Source organism: Nocardia sp. NPDC003693 (genome assembly GCF_053981095.1).
Map to the genome: position 1 here is coordinate 168,668 of NZ_JBSFNO010000007.1, position 20,319 is coordinate 188,986.

Consider the following 20,319-nt stretch of genomic DNA (forward strand, 5'->3'; position numbering starts at 1 on the left):
TGGCGGCATCGAATCACGGTATCGCCAGCAAACTTCCAGGACACGCCCGCCGTGTGCTTCGCCAGGACAGCGCCGACTCCCGGGGTTAGTATTCCGTCCCGTCGGTAACCCCCAATTTGCCTAATTGAAGGCGGTTTTCATGACAAGTACCGTGCCGCAACCGGTGGCACTGGGCGACGAGGCCGCTCGGACACTCGCCAATGCCACCAAGACCGTTCCGCAGATGGAGTCGATCACCCCGCGGTGGTTGGTCCATCTGCTGAGCTGGGTGCCGGTGGAAGCCGGTATCTACCGGCGCAATCGGGTGACGCACGAGCAGACCGTCGACATCAAGTGCGACAACTACGACGAGTCCCCGCTGCCGGAGACCTTCATCGACTACGAGAAGGATCCGCGCGAGTACCGGCTCAAGGCCGTGCACACGATTCTCGACGTGCACACCCGGGTCTCGGACCTGTATTCCAGCCCGCACGACCAGATCTCCCAGCAGCTGCGCCTGACCATCGAGGCCATCAAGGAGCATCAGGAAGGCGAGCTGATCAACAGCCCCGACTACGGGCTGATCGCCAATACGCCGAAGAAGCAACGGATCTCGACCATCGCGGGCCCGCCCACGCCCGACGACCTGGACAATCTCATCGCCAAGGTCTGGAAGGAGCCCGGCTTCTTCCTCACCCATCCGGAGGGCATCGCGGCGTTCGGGCGAGAGTGCACGCGGCGCGGTGTGCCGCCGCCGACGGTGAGCCTGTTCGGCTCGCAGTTCATCACCTGGCGCGGGATTCCGATCATCCCCTCGGACAAGGTCCCGGTGACGGGCGGCAAGACGACGTTCCTGCTCATCCGCCCGGGCGCGGAGCGACAGGGCGTGGTCGGGCTGTACCAGCCGGGCCTGGCCGGTGAACAGGGCCCGGGCCTGTCGGTGAAGTTCATGGGAATCGACCGCAGTGCCATTGCCTCGTATCTGGTGTCGCTGTACTGCTCGCTGGCGATCCTGACCGACGACGCGGTGGCCGTGCTCGAGGGCGCAGAGGTGAACAGGTTCCATGACTATGCACCGACCTACCGCTGATCTGCCCGCTCCCCCGGAACCGGTGGCCGCCACCGGTTCCGAGTGGAGCGCGCTGCTCCCGGACGAGGCGACGCTGAATCGCCTTGCCGGGGAGTTCTTCTCGGCGCTGCCGTCGGCGGCGCCGGGCCTCGGGGGGTTGGGCGTCGCGGGGCTGAGCACCCCGGCCCCGGAGCCGCCGCCGATCCCGTATGTTCCGGGCGCGCCGAGCACCCCGGCGGGGCCGTCCGGCGTTCCCGGATCGCCGGGGGCACTGCCCTCGGCCGCGTCGGCCCCTGTGGCCGCTCCCCTGTCGGCGGCGGGGGCGAGCTCGCTCCCGCACGCACCGGACCCGGCCGTGCCGAGCGGCGGTGCGGTGTCGGAAGGCGCTGTGCCGCAGCCGAGTCCGGGCATCTCCGTTCCTGCCACGGCGGGCACTGCGCGCACTCCGGGCGCACCGCGGGGTGCGGTGCCGCCCGGCGGGGCCACACCCGCCCCGACCGTGCCGGGCTGGGAGTCCGGGACCGCCGCGGCCCCGGTGCACACCGATCCCTGGCTGCCGGAACTGCCGTCGCTCGATATCCCGCTGACCCCATCGCGTTTCAGCTCACCGGCGGCCCCGGCGGGCGGGCCGAGCTTCTACTTCCTCGAGCGCCCGCAGGCCGAGCCGACACCGGCGGGGTCACAGTTCTACTTCCTCGGGGACCGGGCAGGCGATCCCGTGCCGGATCGGCATCCGCCGTTCGACGTGCACGCCATCCGCCGGGATTTCCCCATCCTGGGCGAGCGGGTGAACGGGCACCCGCTGGTGTGGTTCGACAACGCCGCCACCACGCAGAAGCCGCGCGCGGTCATCGACCGCATCACCCGCTTCTACGAGCACGAGAACTCCAATATCCACCGTGCCGCACACGAATTGGCGGCGCGTTCGACCGACGCGTACGAGCATGCCCGAGAGGCGGTGGCGCGGTTCCTCGGCGCGGGCTCGGCACAGGAGATCATCTTCGTGCGCGGGGCGACCGAGGGCCTGAACCTCATCGCCCAGACCTGGGGCCGCAAGAACCTGCACGCCGGTGACGAGATCCTCGTCTCGCACCTCGAACACCACGCCAATATCGTCCCGTGGCAGCTGCTGGCGGCCGAGACCGGCGCGGTGCTGAAGGTCATTCCGGTGGACGACACCGGCCAGCTGCGGATGGACGAGTACACCCGGCTGCTGTCCGATCGCACGAAACTGGTGTCGGTGACCCATGTGTCGAACGCGCTGGGCACCATTACGCCCATCGCGGACGTGGTCGCCGAGGCCAGGCGCGCGGGCGCGGTCACCGTGGTGGACGGCGCGCAGTCCATCCCGCACACCCGGATCGACGTCCGCGCCCTGGACGCCGACTTCTTCGTCTTCTCCGGCCACAAGCTCTTCGGCCCGACCGGCATCGGCGCGGTCTACGGCAAATCCGAAGTGCTCCAGGACCTTCCGCCCTGGCAGGGTGGGGGCAACATGATCAGCGACGTCACCTTCGATCGCTCGCTGTTCCAGCCGCCGCCGGGCCGTTTCGAGGCGGGCACCGGCAACATCGCCGACGCGGTCGGCCTGGGCGCGGCCGTGGAATACGTCGAAACCCTCGGCATCGACACCATCGCCCGCTACGAACACGGCCTGCTCGAGTACGCCACGCCCCGCCTGGCGGCGATCCCGGGTGTGCGCCTCATCGGCACCGCCGCGCACAAGGCGAGCGTGCTGTCGTTCACCCTGGCCGGCTACGAACCCCTCGAAGTCGGAACGGCCTTGAACGAGAAGGGCATAGCGGTCCGGGCCGGGCACCATTGCGCCCAGCCCATCCTGCGCCGCTTCGGCGTGGAGGCGACGGTTCGCCCCTCCTTCGCCTTCTACAACACCTGCGAGGAGATCGACCGCTTCATCACCGAGGTCACCCGCCTCGCCCACGCGCGCGGCTGACCGGATCGACGGCGGCACCCGACCGGCGTCCACGCGGCTTTCGGGTCGCGTGGACGCCGTGCGCTATTCCGATGTGGCCGCGGCGAAGCGCGTGCCGATCTCGGCGGCGGTGACCTTGGCCAGCTCGACCAGGAACGGGACGCGCTCGGGGATCATCAGGGCGGTGGGGCCGCGCAGGCCCAGGGCGAAGCGGCAGCGGCCGGTGGGATCGAGGATCGGCAGGCCGATCGTGCGGAACTCGGGGTCGAGTTCGCCGTCGTTGTAGGCGTAGCCGCGCTCGCGGGTCCGGGTCAGTTCGGCGCGCAGTTCGGCCGGGCCCGAGACCGAGCGATCGGTGCCCTCGTCGTAGGGCAGGGCCGCGAGCTCCTCGTCGCTGGCGTCCGACCACGCCAGCAGCGCCTTGCCCAGGGCGCTGGCGTGCAGCGGCAGCCGCACGCCCTGCAGGCGATGGCCGTCGGTCTCGCGCCAGCGGCTGGTGCCGAGCAGCACCGCGTGGATGCTGTGCCGGATGGCGACCGAGGCGCTCGCGCCGGTCGTGGCGGCCAACTGCTCCAGGCACGGTTCGGCGAGATAGATGCGGTGCTGGCGGTAGGCGATCTGACCGTATTCGGCCAGCGCCCCGCCCATGCGGTAGCGGCTGGATTCCTCGTTCTTCTCCAGGAATCCGGCGGCGACCAGGGCGGCCAGCAGCCGGTGCGTGGTGCTCACGGCCAGGCCCTGCTGGCGCGCGATCTCCGAGACGCCGCGCTCGTCGCCGCCCCGGAAACATTCGAGCACCGACAGGGCACGGGCAATGGTTTGCACACCGGGGGCTTCCACGTCGGCGACGGTAGCACGGACACATCGGCCCCCACCGCCGAGCTTTCCACTATCCGGAAAACCTCCCAGCACACGAATTCGCATCGGCCCGCGCGAAACTCTGTCGAGGATCAGCCCGTTCGACGCGGGCACCGGCGACTTCGCGCGGTGTAACCGCTGTCCCCCACCGCTGTCAAGCCTTCCGATCCTCGGAAAGCATTACCTCGCCGTGGCGCTCCGGGATCCCTACTGTCCCAGGGCATCGATCGATGACGCGATCGATTCTCGAACCGGAAGAGGTGTCCCCACGATGTTCCGCACACGTCGGCCCAACCGTTGGCGGCTCGCGCTCGCGCTGGCCCCCGTCGTCGCTCTCGTCGCCGCGTGTGGATCGGGCGCGAGCACCGACGACGCGGCCGGACCGGAACTGGTCCTCAAGGTCGTGGACCCGGGCAACTCCGGCCCGCTCGCGGTCGGCAAGCGCGACGGCACCTTCGACAAGGCCCTGGCCCCGCTGGGCGCCCGCATCGAATGGGTCACCACCACACCGGGTTTCAGCTCCATGCTGAAGCTGTTCAACACCGGCGAGCTCGATGTGTCCGGCGCGGCCTTCAGCCCCGTGGTCGGCGCGCTGTCCAAGGACGTGCCGGTCCGCATCGTGGCCGTACAGGATCCGGCGGGCAAGGATCAGAGCGGCATCATCGCCCACCCGGACGCCGGCATCCGCGCGGTCAAGGATCTGGTGGGCAAGCGCGTCGCGGTGAACCCGGCGGGCAAGGGCGAGTACATCCTGCTCAAGGCCCTGGCCCAGGCCGGCGTCCCGGCCGACAAGGTGACCCGGGTTCCGTTGCAGCAGAAGGACGCCGCCTCGGCCTTCGCCACCGGCAAGGTCGACGCCTGGGCCTCGTTCCTGGTCCCGTACCAGGAGGCCAAGGCCAACGGCGGGATCGAGCTGGCCACCGAGCAGAGCATCGGCTCCAAGGACAACACCGTCGTGGTGTTCCGCACCGAGGTTCTTGATAAGCGGCCCGACGTCGCGGCCAAGTATCTCGAAGTGCTGCAGGGCCTTTCGGCCCAGCAGCGCGCCAACCCAGCCGAGTTCGAGAACGTCTTCGAGAAGACCGGCCCGCGCGCGCTCAGCGGCGCGCGCCTGGCCGACGCCCTGCGCGTCGGCGGTGAGGCGACCCAGCCGCACCTGCCCAAGGAGTCCGACGCCGCCGATCTGGCCGACGTGGTGAACCAGTTCGCCGACAACGGCGTCATCAGCCGCAAGATCACCGGCGCGGACATCTTCTACGACCTGAAGTCCAAGCTGACCCCCGAGCAGCTGGCCGCACTGAAGGAAAGCTGACATGGCCGTCCTCGTCGCCGCGGGCACGGGCGCGCAATCCCCCGCCGCGCCCGGCGCCCACTCCCCCACCGCCTCCGAACTCGTGCTCGCTCCGCCCCGCGCTCGTATCGAGAAGCGCAGGCCCGCATGGCTGTCGATTCCGCTGCGGTTCCTGCTGCCCGCGCTGATCTTCGCGGGCTGGTGGATCGGTTCGGCGACGGGGGCGCTGTCCCCGCGGGTCCTGGCCGGACCGCCCAAGGTGTGGTCGGCCTTCACCGAACTGCTCGGCACCGGCCAACTGGTGGATTTCGCGCTGGCCTCGTTCACCCGGGCGGCCCTGGGCGTCGCGCTGGGCGTCGGCGCGGGCCTGCTGCTCGGCTTCGCCGCCGGATTGTCCAGCCTCGGTGAGGAATTGGTCGACTCGACCATGCAGATCCTGCGCGCCGTGCCCTTCCTGGCGCTGGTGCCGCTGTTCATCGCCTGGTTCGGCATCGACGAGCTGTACAAGGTGCTGCTGATCGCGGTCGCCACCGTCGCGCCCATGTACGCCTACACCTACCTGGGCGTGCGCAACGTGGACCGCAAGGTGGTCGAGGCCGCGCGCGGGTTCGGGCTGAGCGGGGTGCGGCTGGTGCTCGAGGTCATCCTGCCCTCGGCGCTGCCGGGCGTGCTCATGGCCCTGCGAGTGTGCCTGTCCATCAGCATCACCGGCCTCATCGCCGCCGAACAGGTCGGCACCAACGAGGGCGTGGGCTACCTGGTGACCCTGGCCCAGGAATACAACCGCACCGACTACATGGTGCTGTGCGTGGTGCTCTACGCGCTGCTCGGCCTGATCTTCGACGGTCTGGTCCGCATCGCGGAGCGGTACGCCATGCCGTGGCGGCGACAGGTGGCCATCCGATGACCGCCGTAACCCCGCGCACCGAGAGCCCGGTGGCCGTCTCGATCACCGGGCTGCGCAAGGCGTTCGGCGAGAAGGTGGTGCTGGACGACATCGAGCTGACCATTCGCCGCGGCGAGTTCGTGGTCCTGCTCGGGCCCAGCGGCACCGGCAAGACCACGCTGCTGCGCCTGCTCACCGGCCTCGAGCTTCCCGATGCCGGACAGGTGCTGGTCCCCGCCGCCCGCACCACCGTCTATCAGGAACCGCGACTCATCCCCTCCAAGCGGGTGCTGGCCAATGTCGTTGTCGGCCAGCGCCGTTCCCGCCAGGTGCGCGAGGCCGGGCTGCGCGCACTGGGCGAGGTGCACCTGGACGGCAAGGCCCGCCAGTGGCCCGCGACCCTGTCCGGCGGCGAGGCCCAGCGCGCGGCGCTGGCCCGCGCCCTCGTCCGCGAACCCGAACTGCTGCTGCTGGACGAACCGTTCGCCGCCCTCGACGCCCTCACCCGCCTGCAGATGCAGGACCTGGTCGGCGATCTGGTGGCACGGCACCGGCCCGCGGTGCTCATGGTCACCCACGACGTGGACGAGGCCGTCCGGCTCGCCGATCGCGTCCTGGTGCTCGACAACGGCCGCTTCGCCGTGGACACCGACATCGACCTGCCGCGACCGCGCGATCGGACCGATCCCGCGGCCCTGCGCTATCGCGCGGACTTCCTCGCCCAGCTGGGCGTGGACCGCATTCCCGAAACTCCCAGGAGCACATCATGACCGACACCCTCTGGTACACGCGCTGCCCCGTCCCCACCGCGAGCGGGCTGGCGCACAGCCTCGGCTGGCTCGGCGAGACCGCCGCGCACAGCGGCCTCGATTTCGGGGTGCTGCAGGACGCCGGTCCGGAGCTGGCGGGCTTCCACTTCTCGCACGAGCTGTCCGGGCTGATCCGCGAGGGCGGCAACGTGCCCGCCCTCGCCGCCCGGGCGCAGGGCTCGCCGACCCGGCTGATCGGCCTGACCTGGATCGACGAGTCGCAGGCCATCCTGGTCGGCCCGGATTCGCAGGTCACCGGCGCGGCCGATCTCGCGGGACTGCGGGTCGCGGTGCCGGCGTGGGCGCAGGATCAGGCGCGCAGCTTCCCGCGCGCCATGGCACTGCACGGCTTCGCCAACGCGCTGCGCCCGGCCGGGCTCACCCTGGCCGACGTGCGCGTCACCGAGGTCGGGGTCGAGCGGGACCCGCAGGTGCGCACCGAGGTTCAGGAGCGGCGTCGCGACATCACCTGGGGCGTACGGGAACTGCTCGACGGCACGGTGGACGCCATCTACGTCAAGGGCGCCCGCGCCCAGGAGGTGGCGGTCGAACACGGCCTGCGCGTGGCCATCGACCTGGACGCCTCCGAGACCAAGCGACTGCGGGTGAACAACGGCACCCCGCGCCCGATCACGGTGCATCAGGAACTGCTGGACACCAAACCCGAAGTGGTGGTCGGCTTCCTGGCCCAGAGCCTGCGGGCGGCGGACTGGGCGGCGGGCAACCTCGACGGCGTGCGCGAGGTGCTCCAGCGCGAAACCCTGTCCGGCCCCGACGGTGTGGTGGCGGCCTACGGCACCGAGTTCCATCGCGGCCTGCACCCCTCGCTCACGGCCGAGCGCGTCGAACTGCTCGGGGTGCAGCAGCAGTTCCTGTACAGCCACGGCTTCCTGGCGGCGGACTTCGACCTGGACGCCTGGGTCGCACACGAGCCCCTCGAACAGGCCCGCGCCCTCGTCGCCGCCGAGCGGGTGCCGGCATGACCGACTACCTGTGGCGGCTGCCCGCCCGCGGCGACGGCCGGCGCGCGAATCCGGAACTGCGGCACCGCGGCGGCTTCGGCGGGCCCGGCCCCGTCACCCCGGCCACCGATGTGCGGCCCGGCAACTTCGGGCCGTTCGACGACCTGCACCAGATCATCGACGCCGCCGAACTCAACGGCCTGGACGGTGTGCTCGCACCCTACGATCCGCTGGGCGAGGAGTCCTGGATCGTGGCGGCGGGTGCGCTGCGGGCCACCCGGCACTCCCGCGTCGTCGTCGAGTTCCAGCCCGCCTTCGGCACTCCCGTGTACGCGGCCAAGATCTCGGCCACGCTGCAACGGCTCTCGGCCGGGCGGCTGGGGTGGCGGCTCGCGGTCGACACCGACATCGCCGACGAACGGGCGCGCGGCGACCGGGTCGTCGGGGACGACCGCTACGCGCGGGCGGCCGAATTCCTCACCGTCGCCAAGGGTGTCTGGAACTCGGATCCCATTCCGGGCGCGGGGTTCAAGGGCACCGGGTTCGAGTACGCGGGCGAGTTCTACGACGTCATCGACGGCGGCTTCCGCGGGATCCTGTCCGGACTGCCGTTCCCGCGGGTGTACCTGTCGGGGACTTCGGCTGCCGCGCTGAAGCTTTCGGCGAAGCACGCCGACGTCCACGTCTTCACCGAAACACTCGACGGTTTCGCCGCACCGCTGGCCGAACTGGGCCGGCTCGCCGACGCGCAGGGCCGTACGGTCCGGGCCGGGCTGGAGTTGCCGATCATCGCCCGCGAGACCGAGACCGAGGCCTGGGCGCGGGTCGAGCGGCAGTGGCGTGAGCTGCATCCGTCGGGTCCGGACGCGACCTCGCTGAGTCTGGGCGACGGCCGCTGGGCCGGATTCGGCGAGCTCGGGTACCCGCAGGCCATCGGCCTGGTCGGCAGTTACGAGCAGGTGGCGCGGCAACTCCAGGTGTACACCGCCGCCGGGATCGACAGCATCGCGCTGTCGGGCCATCCGCATATCGAGGAGGTGCATCGGACCGGCGAGCACCTGCTGCATCTCGCCGATCCGGCCGGACGTGTTCTGCAGGAGGCTCTCTCGTGACCATCGACATCTACTGGCGCATCGGCATGGAGGGCGATCACGCCTCGCTGCGCACCCCGCGCCGCTACAACCGCGGCCACGCGGGCGGCTACGGGCCGGGCAACATCGCGCCCGCGATCCGCGGCGGCGAACTCGACGGCTACGGCTACATCGACCATGTCGCCGCCGTGGCCCGGGCCTCGGAATCGGCCGGCTTCCTGGGCGGACTGCTGCCCTCGTTCCCGGTCACCGAGGATCCCTGGGCCGTCGCGGCCGCGCTGGCCCGCGAGACCACCACCTACCGGTTCATGGTCGCCTTCCAGCCCGGTTTTCTGCATCCGGTGCAGGCCGCGCGCATGTCGGCGAGCCTGCAGCGCGCCACCGGCGGGCGACTGGTCTACAACATCATCAGCGGGGGCGGCGGACCGGCCCAACTGTGGTGGGGCGACAAGGTTTCCCACGACGACCGGTACGCGCGCACCAGCGAGTTCCTCGACGTGCTGCGCGGGGTGTGGGACGGCGAGCCCTACACGCACGACGGGCGTTTCTACCGGGGCGAGGACGCCGCGCTGCCGCCGGGCCTGGCCGGGCAGCCCTTCCCGGAGGTCTACTTCTCCGGGTCCTCGGGCGCGGCGGTGCAGGCCGCGGGACGGCACGCCGACTACTACCTGTCCTGGCTCGAGCCCTTCGCGGACCTGCGGGCCAAGTTCGACGGCGTCCGCGCGCACGCCGACCGGATCGGGCGCACCCCGAAGTTCGCGGTCCGCATCGACATCGTCGCCCGGCACACCGAGGAGGCCGCCTGGGCCGAGATCGAGAAGGGCTGGGCGTTCGTGGACCGCGACGCCGCCAATCGCGCCGCCCAGGGCGATTCGGTCGGCGCGGCCCGAATCAAGGGCTGGGTGCCCGAAACCATCACCGGCTACCGCGATCTGGAGGTGCAACCCAATGTGTGGTGCGGCTTCAGCCTCATTCGCGGCGGGCCCGCGTTCGGGCTCGTCGGCAGCTACGAACAGGTCGCCCAGCGCCTCGACGAGCTGACCGAGCTCGGCGTCGACGCCTTCATCCTGGCGGGCAATCCGCACCTGGAGGAGGCGTACCGGGTCGGCGAGGAAGTGCTGCCGCTGCTGGGCCGCTCGCGGCTCACCGCACCGGAACCCGTTGCCGCGCTGTCCGCTACGCGCTGAGCACACCACAGACATCGAATCAGGAGACATCATGACCACCGTCGAGACCGTCCTCTCGGACACCGCCGCCGAATTCGTCGCCGCGGTCACCCGCGACGCGGACAAGGCGTTCCGGGTGCTGCGCGAGAGCGGCACCGTGACCGGCAACGGCACCGTCAACTTCGTCGAGCGCGTGCCGGGTGAGGACATCGCCGTCGCGCTCAACGAGCCGGGCCCCTGGGCCGACGACCGCACCGTGCGTCCGGTGGTGGCGACCTTCGACGGAAAAGTGCTGTCCGGCAGCGGTTCCGCCGGGTTCGTCACCGGCTACGCCAAGGTGTTCCGCGCCCACCCGGAGATCACCTCCGTGGTGCACGTGCATTCGCCGTGGCTGGGCGGCTGGGCGCAGACCCACCGCACCCTGCCCATCCGCTACGCGGCCGTGCAGCGACTGACCCTGTCCAGGGAGATCCCGCCGCACATCGACCGCAGCATCGGCGCGGGCGACTTCATCCTCCAGCGCCTGACCGTCGACCCGGACCTCATCGCCATCTTCGAGGCCAACGGCGGCGCGAACGTGATCGGCCGGGCCGGGCTGCTCGACCTGGCCAAGCTCGTCGTCCTTCTCGAAGAAGGCGCGCAGTACCAGGCCATCGGCGAAACCCTCGGCGGCTCGGTGGATTTCGACGCCTCCAACCTCGCCGTGCAGTGGGGCCGCACCGGGCTGGCCGACGAGGCCCGCCGCCGCGGCCTGATCTGATCCATCACTCCCACCCCGAAGGAATTCCCCCGTGACCGTTCGTATCGGCTACTTCCCGCACAACAACTCGCTGTTCGTGCTGCGGCACCGCGGCATCGCCGAGCGCACCCTGCCCGACGTGGAGTGGGTCGACCTGCGCGCGCTGCCCGAGACCCCGCGCGCCGACGTGAAAACCGCGCTGCCGTCGCTGCATTCGGACTGGCTGTTCACCGACGGCGGCTACGACGTCATCGGCACCGGCTTCACCCCGCCGGTCACCGCGCTGGCGAACGACCGCGACATCGTCTACCTCGGCATCTCCGGACCCCGCATCGAGAACGGCCGCCTGGTCGCCAAGACGGGCAACGGGATCGAGACCGTCGCCGACCTGAAGGGCAAGCGCGTCGGCATCGCGCACGGCTCGTGGCAGACCACCCTGCTGCTGTTCGCGCTCGAGCGGGCGGGCCTGGGCTGGGCCGACATCGAGCCGGTCGACACCGATGTCAACGGCGGCGCCGCGCTGCTGAACGGCGACCTCGACGCCTGGGTCGGCGCGTACCCCGGGCTGGCCGCCATCGAGGCGCAGGCCGAGCTGCACACCCTGGTCGACACCGAATCGCTGTTCAGCCACCCCTCGCTGTGGTTCACCCGCCGTGACTTCGCCGAGGGCAATCGCGAAGCCCTGGAGGCGATCGTGGCCGCACTACAGGAGTCGGACGCCTGGATCACCGAGAATCCGCGCGCCGCAGCGCAGTACTTCGTCGACGACATCGTCGCGCGCGGCGGCACGGCCGATCTCGACGCGTGGGAGGCCGCCCTGCGCGGGCGCCCGTTCGGGATCGACCCGGTCTCGGAATCGTTCCTGGACGAGCAGCAGCACGCCGCCGACCTGCTGGCCGCCAATGGCCTGCTGCCCAAAACCGTTCGGGTCCGCGGCGCGGTACTGCCCTGGATCTCGGACTTCGTCGCGTCCACCCGGAACGTGACCGCCGTCGGCTGAAACCCTCCGGCACCGGCCGGACAACGTGGTCCGGCCGGACCCGTCCGCGAGCCGCGCCCCGAATCAGGAAGCGCGGCTCGCGGCGGCCAGCTCGGGGTAGAAGGCGGCGAAGATGCCCAGATCCGTCGCCCGGGAGAAGTCCGGGTGATCGGCCAGATCCCGCAGCCCGTCCAGCGCCTTGCGGCCGTAATAGCCGCCGGCCCCGCCGGTTTGGGGCACCGGCACCGCGCGACCGGCGGCGATGTCGTCGAGGTTGCGTTCGAACAGCAGCGTGCAGGCGCGCAGGCCGCGCAGCATGATGTCCTGAAAGCCGTCGGTGCCCGAGATCGGGAAGCTCTCGGTGTCCAGGACGGCTCCGGTGTCCACCCCCGCGTCGATCTCGTGCAGGGTCGCGCCGTAGGCGGTGTCGCCGTTGAGGATCGCGTGCGCGATGGCCGCCTCGGGCAGCCCGCGATGGCGGGGCAGCAGGCCGTTGTGGATGTTGTAGATGCGCAAACCCTTGTCCAGCAGGGGTGTGCGCAGGATGGTCGCGTTGTTGACCGAGAACACGATCCGATCCGAAGATCCGGCCGCCACCTCCTCGGCGATCGTGTTCACGTCGGCGACCGCGCGCACGGTCACCGCGCGGGCGCCCGCCGTGCCCGCCTGCCCGGCGGGCACCACCACCAGATCGACCGGATGCCCGGCCGCGAGGGCGAAATCGACCGCGCGCCACAGCAGCGAGCCGCTACCGATGAATATCACCGCTGTTCTCCCGCACTGACCGCCACCGTCACGGCCTCGACTACTCGGTTCAGGGTCAGATGGTGGATGAGACCCTCCACCTGGGCCACGAAGGCCTGTTCGGCCTCGGGTCCGACGATCTGGCGCGACACCTGGGCCAGCATTTCCACCGTGGCCAGCGAATCCCCGCCCAGGGCGAAGAAGTCCGAGTCCGCGCGCAGCTCGCCGCGCTCGCGCCGCAGCACGCGCGCCCAGATGTCGGCGACGCCGTCCAGGACACGGTCCCCGGCATCCGCGCCGGAATCGCTGTCCGGCAGCGGGTTCGGTGCGGCCTCGAGCACGTCCGCGACCACCGGTTCGCTCGCGGCGATCTCGGCCGCACCGGCGGGGACGGTCACGGGAGCGGGCAGCTCGGACCGAGCCTCGAGCGCGGTCTCGGACTCGCCCTCGGCCAGCCGGACCAGCGCGAGCCGGTCGGTCTTGCCGTTGCTGGTCAGCGGCAACACCCGCAGGCGGTGGAACGCCCGGGGAATCATGTACACCGGGAGCCGCTCGGCCAGGAAGTCCCGCAATTCCTGATCACCGGGTTCGCCGGCGGGCACGCCCGGCGCGATGACCACGAAGGCGTCCAGCACGTGATCGCTGTGCTCGGCGCGGCGGCGGCCGACGACGGCTGCGGCCGCGAGCGCGGGATGCGTCTCGAGGACGCACCGGATCTCGTCGGGCTCCACCCGGTTGCCGCGGATCTTGACCTGATCGTCCACCCGCCCGGCGAATTCGAACGTGCCGTCACCGAGCCGCCGGACCAGATCTCCGGTGCGATAGGTGCGTTCGCCGCCGACGGTGACGAACCGCTCGGCGGTCAGTTCGGGCCGGTGCAGGTAGCCGGCGGCGACCTGGGGACCGCCCAGATACAGCTCGCCCACCTTGCCGTCCGGCACCGGCCGGCCCTGGGCGTCGAGCAGGTACACCGTCGTGCCGGGGGCGGGCAGGCCGATCGGCACCGCGGTCGCGTCCGGCGCGGGAACGCCGGTGAGGATCTGCGAGACGCAGACCAGGCTCACCTCGGTGGGACCGTAGCTGTTGACCAATCGCACACGCGGGCCGAAGAATTCGCGCACCCGGCGCAGCAGATCGTGACTGAGCTGCTCGCCGCCCAGGACGACGGTGCGCATGCCCACCGGCGTGATGTCCTGCCGCAGGACCACTTCGGCGAGACTCGGGGTGAGGAACAGGGTGTCCGCGCCGTCCGGACCCAGGATGTCCGACAGCGTCAGGTGGTTGATCTCCCCCGGCACCAGCACCACGGCGCCACCGGCGATCAGCGGGGAAACCATTGCCATGCAGGCCATATCGGCCGCGGGGGTGTGGTAGTGGGCGTAGCGGGTCGCGGGGGTCAGCTCGTACCAGTCCAGGGCCGCGCGCAGGTAGTGCACGACACCGTCGTGGGTCACCCGCACGCCCTTGGGGCGCCCGGTCGATCCGGAGGTGTAGGTCACGTACGCGACGTCGCCCGGCTCGACGCCGACGTCGACCGGGTCGGCACCGTCCGCGGGCAGGTCCTCGAGGACGAGCACCGGCGTCGTGGCCTCGGCGATCTCGGCGAAACGGCGCTCGGCCAGGCACAGGCGAACGCCGGAGTCGGCGAGTACCTGGGTGATTCGCTCGCGCGGGTGTCTGGGGTCCAGCGGCAGGAAGGCCGCGCCCGCTTCGAGAATGCCCCACTGCCCGGTCAGGCCGGCTTGCGTACGACCCGCCAGGATGGCGACCGTGTCCCCGGGCCGGACGCCGTGTTCGCGCAGCGCGGCGGCGACGGCGGCCGAGCGGGTGCCCAGCTGCGCGTAGGTGAGCGACCCGTCGGGGCCGGTGATCGCGACCGCGCCGGGGCGCGCGGCGATCTGGGCGCGCAACAGCTCGACGAGGGTGGCTTCGCGGCCGGTGAGCTCGGGGCCGGTCAGCGGATCGAGAACGACGGCCGAACTCGTGCTCGCCGCTTCGAGGGCGAGCACGGTCCCGGTCCCGAGGGCCGTGAGCTCCGGTTCCTGCGCGAGTTCGCGCGCGATGGTGTCGAGCAGCGATTCGAGTCGCTCGGCCACGCCCGCGCCGTTACGGCAGGACACCGTGATCCCGGTGGCGCGTTCGGATTCCACGATGGCGAAGCTGATCGGGGCGAGTCCGGTGTGCGCGGGGATCGCGACCACGGCGGTCGGGGTGAAGTCCGGTCCGGCGAAGTCGTCGAGGACCACCTTGCCCGCGTGCGAGACGATGGCCGAGCACAGGTTTCGGCCCGTGCGCCTGCCGAGCTTGTCGATCGTGCGGATGATGCCCTTGGCGATCGGCACCGGAACCTGTTCCAGCCCCGGGTTCTTCATCTGGTTGAGTTCGTCGCGGCGCATCAGGCCGGCCAGCATGCGGGCGTTGATCTCGCGCCAGCTCTCGCCCGGTTCGGTGTCCAGGAACAGCGGCAGCGTCAGGTTGGCGGTCGATCGCAGTTCGGCGTCGTGGCGGCGCAGATCCACCGGGATCATCAGCCGCGCGCGGGAACCGGTCGCCGCGGTGACGATCTCGCCGACGCGGGCGACGATGGCGGGGCTGACGCCGGGAATCTCGCGATGCCGCAGCAGGAACGGGCGTCCCGCGATCTTCGCGCCGTGCCCGATCGGCGATCGGAAGTTCGGGACGGTGGACACCGGCGAGCCGGGAATGCCCAGTCGCAGCGCGAACTCCTGATCGGTGGTGGCGTCCAGCGCGCCCTCCGGGGTCTGCCCGCGCAGCACCCGGAAGACGTCCGCGGCCCACATCTGCAGGCCCTTGGCGTCCATGACGCCGTGGAAGGCGCGGAAGATGACGGTCACCGGATCGGCGGTGAGCAGCACCACCTCGCAGTTCGGCGCCTCGGATACGTAGTCCGGGCGGCTGATCGGGGCGTTGAGCACCGCGTCCTCGGTCAGCCGGTCGTAATCGAGCACGGTGTTGGTCACCGCCCGCACCCGTGGCACCGCGCCCCGCGCGATCCAGTCCGTCCCCGAGCGCACCAGCCGCGCACCCGGGTGCACCCGCGTCGCGACCTCGACCGCGTGCTGCAACTTGTCCGCGTCGAGCGCGCCGTCGCCCTCGACGGCCACCTGAATCAGGAAGTGCGGATGCACCTCCCGCGCCGCGAGGTAGAGACGTTCGGTGGGCGAGATGCGGCGGCGAAAGGCGCTGCTCAAAACTGGATCCACTCCTATGACAAGGCCCACACGCGATGAAGGGACCCGCACGGTACGCGCCCCACCCAGACTCGATCGTCGCGACCGAAACTCGCAAACAGTTTAAAGTCGGCATTGAGGACCGTGCTGTGTGCTTTCTCACCACCCGTTTCGCCCGCGGTTGTCATCCCGCCCCGGGAGCGGGACGGTCCACCGCACCCACGCGGTAGCCGGTCCGGGCGGTCGTCGCTGTTATAGTCGCGACGTAAATCGTTGTACAGCACAGCTTTACAGGTAGCCAGACGGTTGCCGCGCTGCTGTCCAGTTGGGAGGGGAGGCCCGCTGTGTTCGAGGCAGGCACGACCTTCGCGGGGTATCGGATCGAACGCACGCTCGGCAGCGGCGGTATGGGAACGGTGTTGCTGGCGCAGCATCCGCGGCTGCCGCGCCGGGACGCGCTCAAGGTGCTCGCCGACACCCATCGCGGTGACGAGGAGTTCCGCGCGCGCTTCCTGCGCGAGGCCGAGGTCGCCGCCCGGCTGCAGCATCCGAACCTGGTCGCGGTCCGGGATCGCGGGGAGTACGACGGGCACCTCTGGATCGCCATGCAGTTCGTCGACGGCGTGGATCTCGCGGGGTTGATCAAGGGTGGAGCGCAGGCGCTGCCACCGCCCCGCATGCTGCACGTGCTCTCCGAAGCCGCGCGCGGACTCGACGAGATCCACCGCGCGGGCCTGCTGCACCGCGACGTGAAGCCCGCCAACATCCTGGTCGCCTCCTCCCCCGAGGGCCCGGATCGCGTGCTGGTCACCGACTTCGGCATCGCGCGCCCCGCCGACGACTCCGCGACCATCGGCGCCGACGGCGCGATCACGGCCACCCTCGGCTACGCCGCGCCCGAGCAACTGCGCGCCGACCCGCTGGACCACCGGGTCGACGTCTACGCGCTGGGCTGCACGCTGTTCGAGATGCTCACCGGCACGGTGCCGTTCGCGCGCGGCAGCGCCGGCGCGGTGATCTACGCGCACCTGCACGAGCCGCCACCCCGGCCCACGGAGCGAAATCCGCTGATACCGGCGGGTTTCGACGCGGTGATCGCGACGGCGATGGCGAAGGACCCGGATCAGCGGTTCCAGAGCTGCCGGGCGCTCGCGGACGCGGCGTGGGCGGCAGCGGGTTTGCCGGTCCCGGAGCGCGAGGCCGATCGCGCAACCGGCCCGGGCCACCGGATCCACACGGGTGAACAGCCTCTCGAGAGTCCGGGCGGCGCTTCCGCGCGGCCGGCGACGATCGCCGCGGCCACCTCGGGCGCGCCTCCGTCGGCGCGTTTCCACCTGCTCGGGGCCACGCTGCTGGCGGTGGCGCTGGTGATCGCCGGCGTAGTGACGCTGGTACTGAGTCGCGAGGACGCCGCGGCGGCGCCCAATCTGCCGCGCACGACCGCTCCGCCGGTCGCCGCCGCCGAGTGGGGAGCGTTCACCTATGTCGCCGAGGCGTTCCCGGACCTGTTGCCGTTCTCCCCGAACCACATCGGATACCAGGCACTCGTCCAGTGCCGGCCCAAATTCGAGGACAAGTACATACCTTTCTCGAAATCGCCCACGATCTCGACCATCTCGTGCAACGGCGACGAGGACCCGGCGGTCGGGTTGCAGGTGTTCTGCAATTCCGATCGTTCGATCATGAAGCCGGAACCCGCGATCGACGTCGTCGAGGGCGAGGAGACATGGACCCGGGCGTCGGGCACGGGCTTCGCGCGCTGGGGGACCTACACCACGGTCAGGAACGCGACCGCGGGGTACATCGAGGTCTACTTCGACAATCCGGCCCGCAATTTCTGCTCCCTCCGGGCCTTCTCCCGGACCTCCGGCGCCGAACTGCGCGACCGCTGGTGGGCCGATGCCCCCGCGTAGGAATGCCATGAGACCCAGAACATCTCGCGCGGGGTTCCCCGCCGTGACCGCCGCGGTGGCGATGGTGCTGTCCGGATGTGTGGTGGCGGGTACACCGGTACGCGAGACCACGGACCTGACCTCGCTGGACGTGGGCTACTACTCGATCGACCCCCTCACCGAGCCCGCCGCGCCCGATGAAAAACACGGGCGCGTACTGGAGTCGGTGCGCATGGGCGAGGCCACGATCGATCCCGCCGACGCCGACGCGAGTCTGATCTACGGCGTGGCCACCGCCGGGGCCCACCCGATCCCGACCCCGAGCAAGGCGATCGGCACGCTCTCGGATCCGGCCCGCGGCGTACTGGCGAAGTACGGCATGCTCGCGGGCTTCGGGGCCACCGGCATGGATCGCGCGACCGCCGAGCCCATCGTCGGCGCCAATCGCCTGCTCACCGTGCTCCTGCTGCGCTTTCCGGACGCGAAATCCGCACGGCAGGCAGCCATCGAGATGGATTCCGCCGACGCGGCGGTCAGCACCGAGAACGTCGGCGTGCCGATTCCGGGATTTCCCGATGCCCACGCGCACTGGCGACCCACCGCACCCACTCTCGCCGCGTCCTTGGCACAGGACTCCTTCGTCATCAGCCTCCTGATCGGCCACACCAGCACCGATCTGACCGCCATGACAGCCCTCGCCGGCCGCGCCTTCGCCGCCCAGCGAGCCCTCCTGGCCGGATTCCGGCCCACCTCGACCGGCGATATCGCGGCGCTTCGAGCCGACCGTGACGGCATGCTTCGACGGTTGCTGAGCGAGGATCCGGGCCACTGGCCCGCCCCGGAGGCGCTGACGAACGGCTACAGCACGAACGCGGGCTGGGGAGCCATCATCTTTCCCAGCGGTGTGGTCTACGGCCCGCGGGCGGTGGCACTGCGCGGCCCGCGCCCAGCGAAGCGCAAAGCCGAAGCCCATGCCTTCAGCGGCCAGTCCGAGCTGCTCCGGTACTCGGACGCGTCGACCGCCAGGCGGGCCTATCTCGGCGACTTCACCGCCGGAGCCACCGTTCAGGACATCGCCGGACCCACGGGTGTGCCGGAGGTGGACTGCGTACGCGATCTCGATGGCGCGGGCACCGGCAGCGAGTACGCCTGTGTCCTGCTCCACGGACGCTACGTCGCGCTCCTCTACAGCAGTGACGAGGACCAGGTGCGCAAGAAGGCCGCTGCCCAATTCGTGCTCCTGCAGCGTGATCCGGAATGACCGGCGACCAACTACGTCCCGGCTCGATCTTCGCCGGCTACACCATCGAGGCCCGGCTGGGGCAGTCCGGATCCGTCTATCTGGCCGGCCATCCCCGGTTGCCGCGGCGGGACGCGCTCAAGGTGCTCTCGGCCACCGATGCCGCGACCCGAGCGCGCTTTCTTCGCGAGGCCGAAGACGTTGCCCGGCTGGATCATCCGAATATCGTCGCGGTGCACGACCGGGGTATCGAGCAGGGCCGGCCCTGGGTCGCCATGCGATTCGTCGACGGCGTCGACGTCGCCGCGCTCATTCGCCGGGGCCCCGCCGCACTGCCCGTCTCGCGGGTTCTGGCGATTCTCGGCCAGGTGGCGCGCGGGGTGGACGCCGCGCACACGGCCGGGGTGCTGCATCGCGAGCTGAAGCCCGCCAACATTCTCGTCGAATCGCCTGCGGGCGAACCCGATCGAGTGTTCGTCACCGATTTCGGCATCGCGCGCACCTCGATCGACGCGAGCGCGGAACTCGGCAGGCTCGCCTACGCCGCACCGGAGCAGCTGACCGGCGGGATGGTCGACGGGCGCACGACCGTCTACGCCCTGGGCTGCATCCTCTACGAGATGCTCACCGGCACACCACCGTTCCCGGGCGCGTCGACTGCCGAAGTCGCACGGTCGCATCTCACCGCCGAGCCGCCCCGGGCCACCGAGCGCGCTCCGGCGCTGCCCGCCCGGATCGACGCGGTGGTGGCGACGGCGCTGGCCAAAGATCCGGCGCGGCGATTCGCCTCCGCCGGTGAGCTGGTCGCCGCGGCCGCCGCAGCCCTCGTAAACTCGGCTCCGATTCCACAGGCGCACGGCCTGTCTCGGCGCCGGCGGGCATTGGTCGCGCTGGCCGTGTCGACGGCCCTCATCGTGCTGATCGGGGCGGGGACGCTGGCCTTGCGCGGGCGGGACCCGGAATCCCCGGCCGCCGCTCCCACCGCACCGAACACCACCGGCACCGGCACGCCGACCAAGACCACCGGAACCACGAAAACCAGCTCGTGGCGCGCATACAAGTCCGCCGTCGAGCTGTACCCCGACTTGATGCCGCAGACACAGGCTGCGCAGGGATACCAGGGAATTCGCTGCACCGCGGTGGACAGCAAGATGCAACCGGCCGATGTCGACGCACCGCAGGGCGCCGAACTGCGGGTGAGTTGCACCGGGGACAGCAACCCCGTTCGCCGTCTCACCATGATCTGCTCACATCCGACGGGTTCCTATCGCGTGCAGCCGATCACGGGTATGACAGTCCAGGGCAACGAGAAATGGGACCGCCCCTCGGGCTCGGGCCGCATCATCTGGGGCACGTACAACGACGAGGGTGTGGTCCTGATCGACTTCGACCGCCCCAGCCGGTCGAAATGCGGCTTCGAAGTCGTGGGTCTGACCTCCGGCCAGGCGCTTCGCGACCGATGGTGGCCCGGCGCACCCCTGTAGCAACGG

At 70.7% G+C, this 20,319-nt stretch carries 16 protein-coding genes; 13 read left to right on the forward strand and 3 right to left on the reverse strand.

Annotation, left to right across the window (positions count from 1 at the left end; all coding sequences use genetic code 11):
- The first annotated feature begins 139 nt into the window (after positions 1-139).
- Positions 140-1,069 carry a family 2A encapsulin nanocompartment shell protein gene (locus ACWDOP_RS11460; protein ID WP_456344967.1) on the forward strand — a complete coding sequence of 310 codons (930 nt, stop codon included), beginning with the start codon at positions 140-142 and terminating at the stop codon, positions 1,067-1,069.
- Complete coding sequence (locus ACWDOP_RS11465; protein ID WP_456344968.1) at positions 1,044-3,002, forward strand: family 2A encapsulin nanocompartment cargo protein cysteine desulfurase; 1,959 nt, start codon at positions 1,044-1,046, stop codon at positions 3,000-3,002. Before ACWDOP_RS11460 ends, ACWDOP_RS11465 begins: the two co-directional genes overlap by 26 nt.
- Positions 3,003-3,065: 63 nt before the next feature.
- Here ACWDOP_RS11465 and ACWDOP_RS11470 read toward each other — a convergent pair whose 3' ends face one another.
- Positions 3,066-3,821: an IclR family transcriptional regulator gene (locus tag ACWDOP_RS11470; protein WP_456344969.1), complete on the reverse strand. Its 756-nt coding sequence runs from the start codon at positions 3,819-3,821 to the stop codon at positions 3,066-3,068.
- Between the two features lie 289 nt (positions 3,822-4,110).
- On the opposite strand from ACWDOP_RS11470, the gene ACWDOP_RS11475 reads away from it, so the two are divergent.
- From ACWDOP_RS11475 to ACWDOP_RS11510, 8 genes are read left to right on the forward strand one after another with little or no spacing between them, the layout of a single operon-like run.
- The gene (locus ACWDOP_RS11475) at positions 4,111-5,151 is read left to right on the forward strand and encodes an NrtA/SsuA/CpmA family ABC transporter substrate-binding protein (protein ID WP_456344970.1); all 1,041 of its coding nucleotides are present in this window, start codon (positions 4,111-4,113) and stop codon (positions 5,149-5,151) included.
- 1 nt (position 5,152) lies between these two features.
- Entirely contained in the window at positions 5,153-6,037 is an 885-nt protein-coding gene (locus ACWDOP_RS11480) for an ABC transporter permease (RefSeq protein WP_456344971.1), read from the forward strand.
- A complete protein-coding gene (locus tag ACWDOP_RS11485) occupies positions 6,034-6,786 on the forward strand; it encodes an ABC transporter ATP-binding protein (RefSeq protein ID WP_456344972.1) in 753 nt (250 codons plus the stop codon). Before ACWDOP_RS11480 ends, ACWDOP_RS11485 begins: the two co-directional genes overlap by 4 nt.
- A complete protein-coding gene (locus ACWDOP_RS11490; protein WP_456344973.1) occupies positions 6,783-7,808 on the forward strand; it encodes an ABC transporter substrate-binding protein in 1,026 nt (341 codons plus the stop codon). Before ACWDOP_RS11485 ends, ACWDOP_RS11490 begins: the two co-directional genes overlap by 4 nt.
- A complete protein-coding gene (locus ACWDOP_RS11495; protein ID WP_456344974.1) occupies positions 7,805-8,899 on the forward strand; it encodes an LLM class flavin-dependent oxidoreductase in 1,095 nt (364 codons plus the stop codon). Before ACWDOP_RS11490 ends, ACWDOP_RS11495 begins: the two co-directional genes overlap by 4 nt.
- On the forward strand, positions 8,896-10,065 hold the full coding sequence (locus ACWDOP_RS11500) for an LLM class flavin-dependent oxidoreductase (RefSeq protein WP_456344975.1): 1,170 nt from the start codon (positions 8,896-8,898) through the stop codon (positions 10,063-10,065). Before ACWDOP_RS11495 ends, ACWDOP_RS11500 begins: the two co-directional genes overlap by 4 nt.
- Positions 10,066-10,096: 31 nt before the next feature.
- Complete coding sequence (locus tag ACWDOP_RS11505; RefSeq protein ID WP_456344976.1) at positions 10,097-10,804, forward strand: class II aldolase/adducin family protein; 708 nt, start codon at positions 10,097-10,099, stop codon at positions 10,802-10,804.
- A 31-nt stretch (positions 10,805-10,835) separates the two neighbouring features.
- Positions 10,836-11,783, forward strand: a complete 948-nt coding sequence (locus ACWDOP_RS11510) for an ABC transporter substrate-binding protein (protein WP_456344977.1) — start codon at positions 10,836-10,838, stop codon at positions 11,781-11,783.
- Positions 11,784-11,846: 63 nt separating this feature from the next.
- Here the strand turns inward: ACWDOP_RS11510 and ACWDOP_RS11515 are convergent, their stop codons facing one another.
- Together ACWDOP_RS11515 and ACWDOP_RS11520 are read right to left on the reverse strand one after the other, a co-directional pair.
- Entirely contained in the window at positions 11,847-12,527 is a 681-nt protein-coding gene (locus tag ACWDOP_RS11515; RefSeq protein ID WP_456344978.1) for a formyltransferase family protein, read from the reverse strand.
- Positions 12,524-15,718, reverse strand: a complete 3,195-nt coding sequence (locus tag ACWDOP_RS11520; protein ID WP_456344979.1) for a non-ribosomal peptide synthetase — start codon at positions 15,716-15,718, stop codon at positions 12,524-12,526. Before ACWDOP_RS11520 ends, ACWDOP_RS11515 begins: the two co-directional genes overlap by 4 nt.
- Positions 15,719-16,041: 323 nt before the next feature.
- Between ACWDOP_RS11520 and ACWDOP_RS11525 the strand changes: the two genes are divergently transcribed.
- The 3 genes from ACWDOP_RS11525 to ACWDOP_RS11535 are packed head-to-tail and all read left to right on the forward strand — an operon-like array spanning position 16,042 to position 20,313.
- Positions 16,042-17,610, forward strand: a complete 1,569-nt coding sequence (locus ACWDOP_RS11525; protein WP_456344980.1) for a serine/threonine-protein kinase — start codon at positions 16,042-16,044, stop codon at positions 17,608-17,610.
- A gap of 7 nt (positions 17,611-17,617) precedes the next feature.
- Entirely contained in the window at positions 17,618-18,850 is a 1,233-nt protein-coding gene (locus tag ACWDOP_RS11530) for a DUF7373 family lipoprotein (RefSeq protein ID WP_456344981.1), read from the forward strand.
- Complete coding sequence (locus ACWDOP_RS11535; RefSeq protein WP_456344982.1) at positions 18,847-20,313, forward strand: serine/threonine-protein kinase; 1,467 nt, start codon at positions 18,847-18,849, stop codon at positions 20,311-20,313. The genes ACWDOP_RS11530 and ACWDOP_RS11535 overlap by 4 nt, the downstream gene beginning before the upstream one ends.
- The last annotated feature ends 6 nt before the right edge of the window (positions 20,314-20,319 follow it).

Bases quoted from the DNA above. Each gene is read 5' to 3' on its own strand.
- ACWDOP_RS11460 (WP_456344967.1), top strand. From the start codon at position 140: ATGACAAGTACCGTGCCGCAACCGGTGGCACTGGGCGACGAGGCCGCT.
- ACWDOP_RS11465 (WP_456344968.1), top strand. From the start codon at position 1,044: ATGACTATGCACCGACCTACCGCTGATCTGCCCGCTCCCCCGGAACCG.
- ACWDOP_RS11475 (WP_456344970.1), top strand. From the start codon at position 4,111: ATGTTCCGCACACGTCGGCCCAACCGTTGGCGGCTCGCGCTCGCGCTG.
- ACWDOP_RS11480 (WP_456344971.1), top strand. From the start codon at position 5,153: ATGGCCGTCCTCGTCGCCGCGGGCACGGGCGCGCAATCCCCCGCCGCG.
- ACWDOP_RS11485 (WP_456344972.1), top strand. From the start codon at position 6,034: ATGACCGCCGTAACCCCGCGCACCGAGAGCCCGGTGGCCGTCTCGATC.
- ACWDOP_RS11490 (WP_456344973.1), top strand. From the start codon at position 6,783: ATGACCGACACCCTCTGGTACACGCGCTGCCCCGTCCCCACCGCGAGC.
- ACWDOP_RS11495 (WP_456344974.1), top strand. From the start codon at position 7,805: ATGACCGACTACCTGTGGCGGCTGCCCGCCCGCGGCGACGGCCGGCGC.
- ACWDOP_RS11505 (WP_456344976.1), top strand. From the start codon at position 10,097: ATGACCACCGTCGAGACCGTCCTCTCGGACACCGCCGCCGAATTCGTC.
- ACWDOP_RS11530 (WP_456344981.1), top strand. From the start codon at position 17,618: ATGAGACCCAGAACATCTCGCGCGGGGTTCCCCGCCGTGACCGCCGCG.
- ACWDOP_RS11535 (WP_456344982.1), top strand. From the start codon at position 18,847: ATGACCGGCGACCAACTACGTCCCGGCTCGATCTTCGCCGGCTACACC.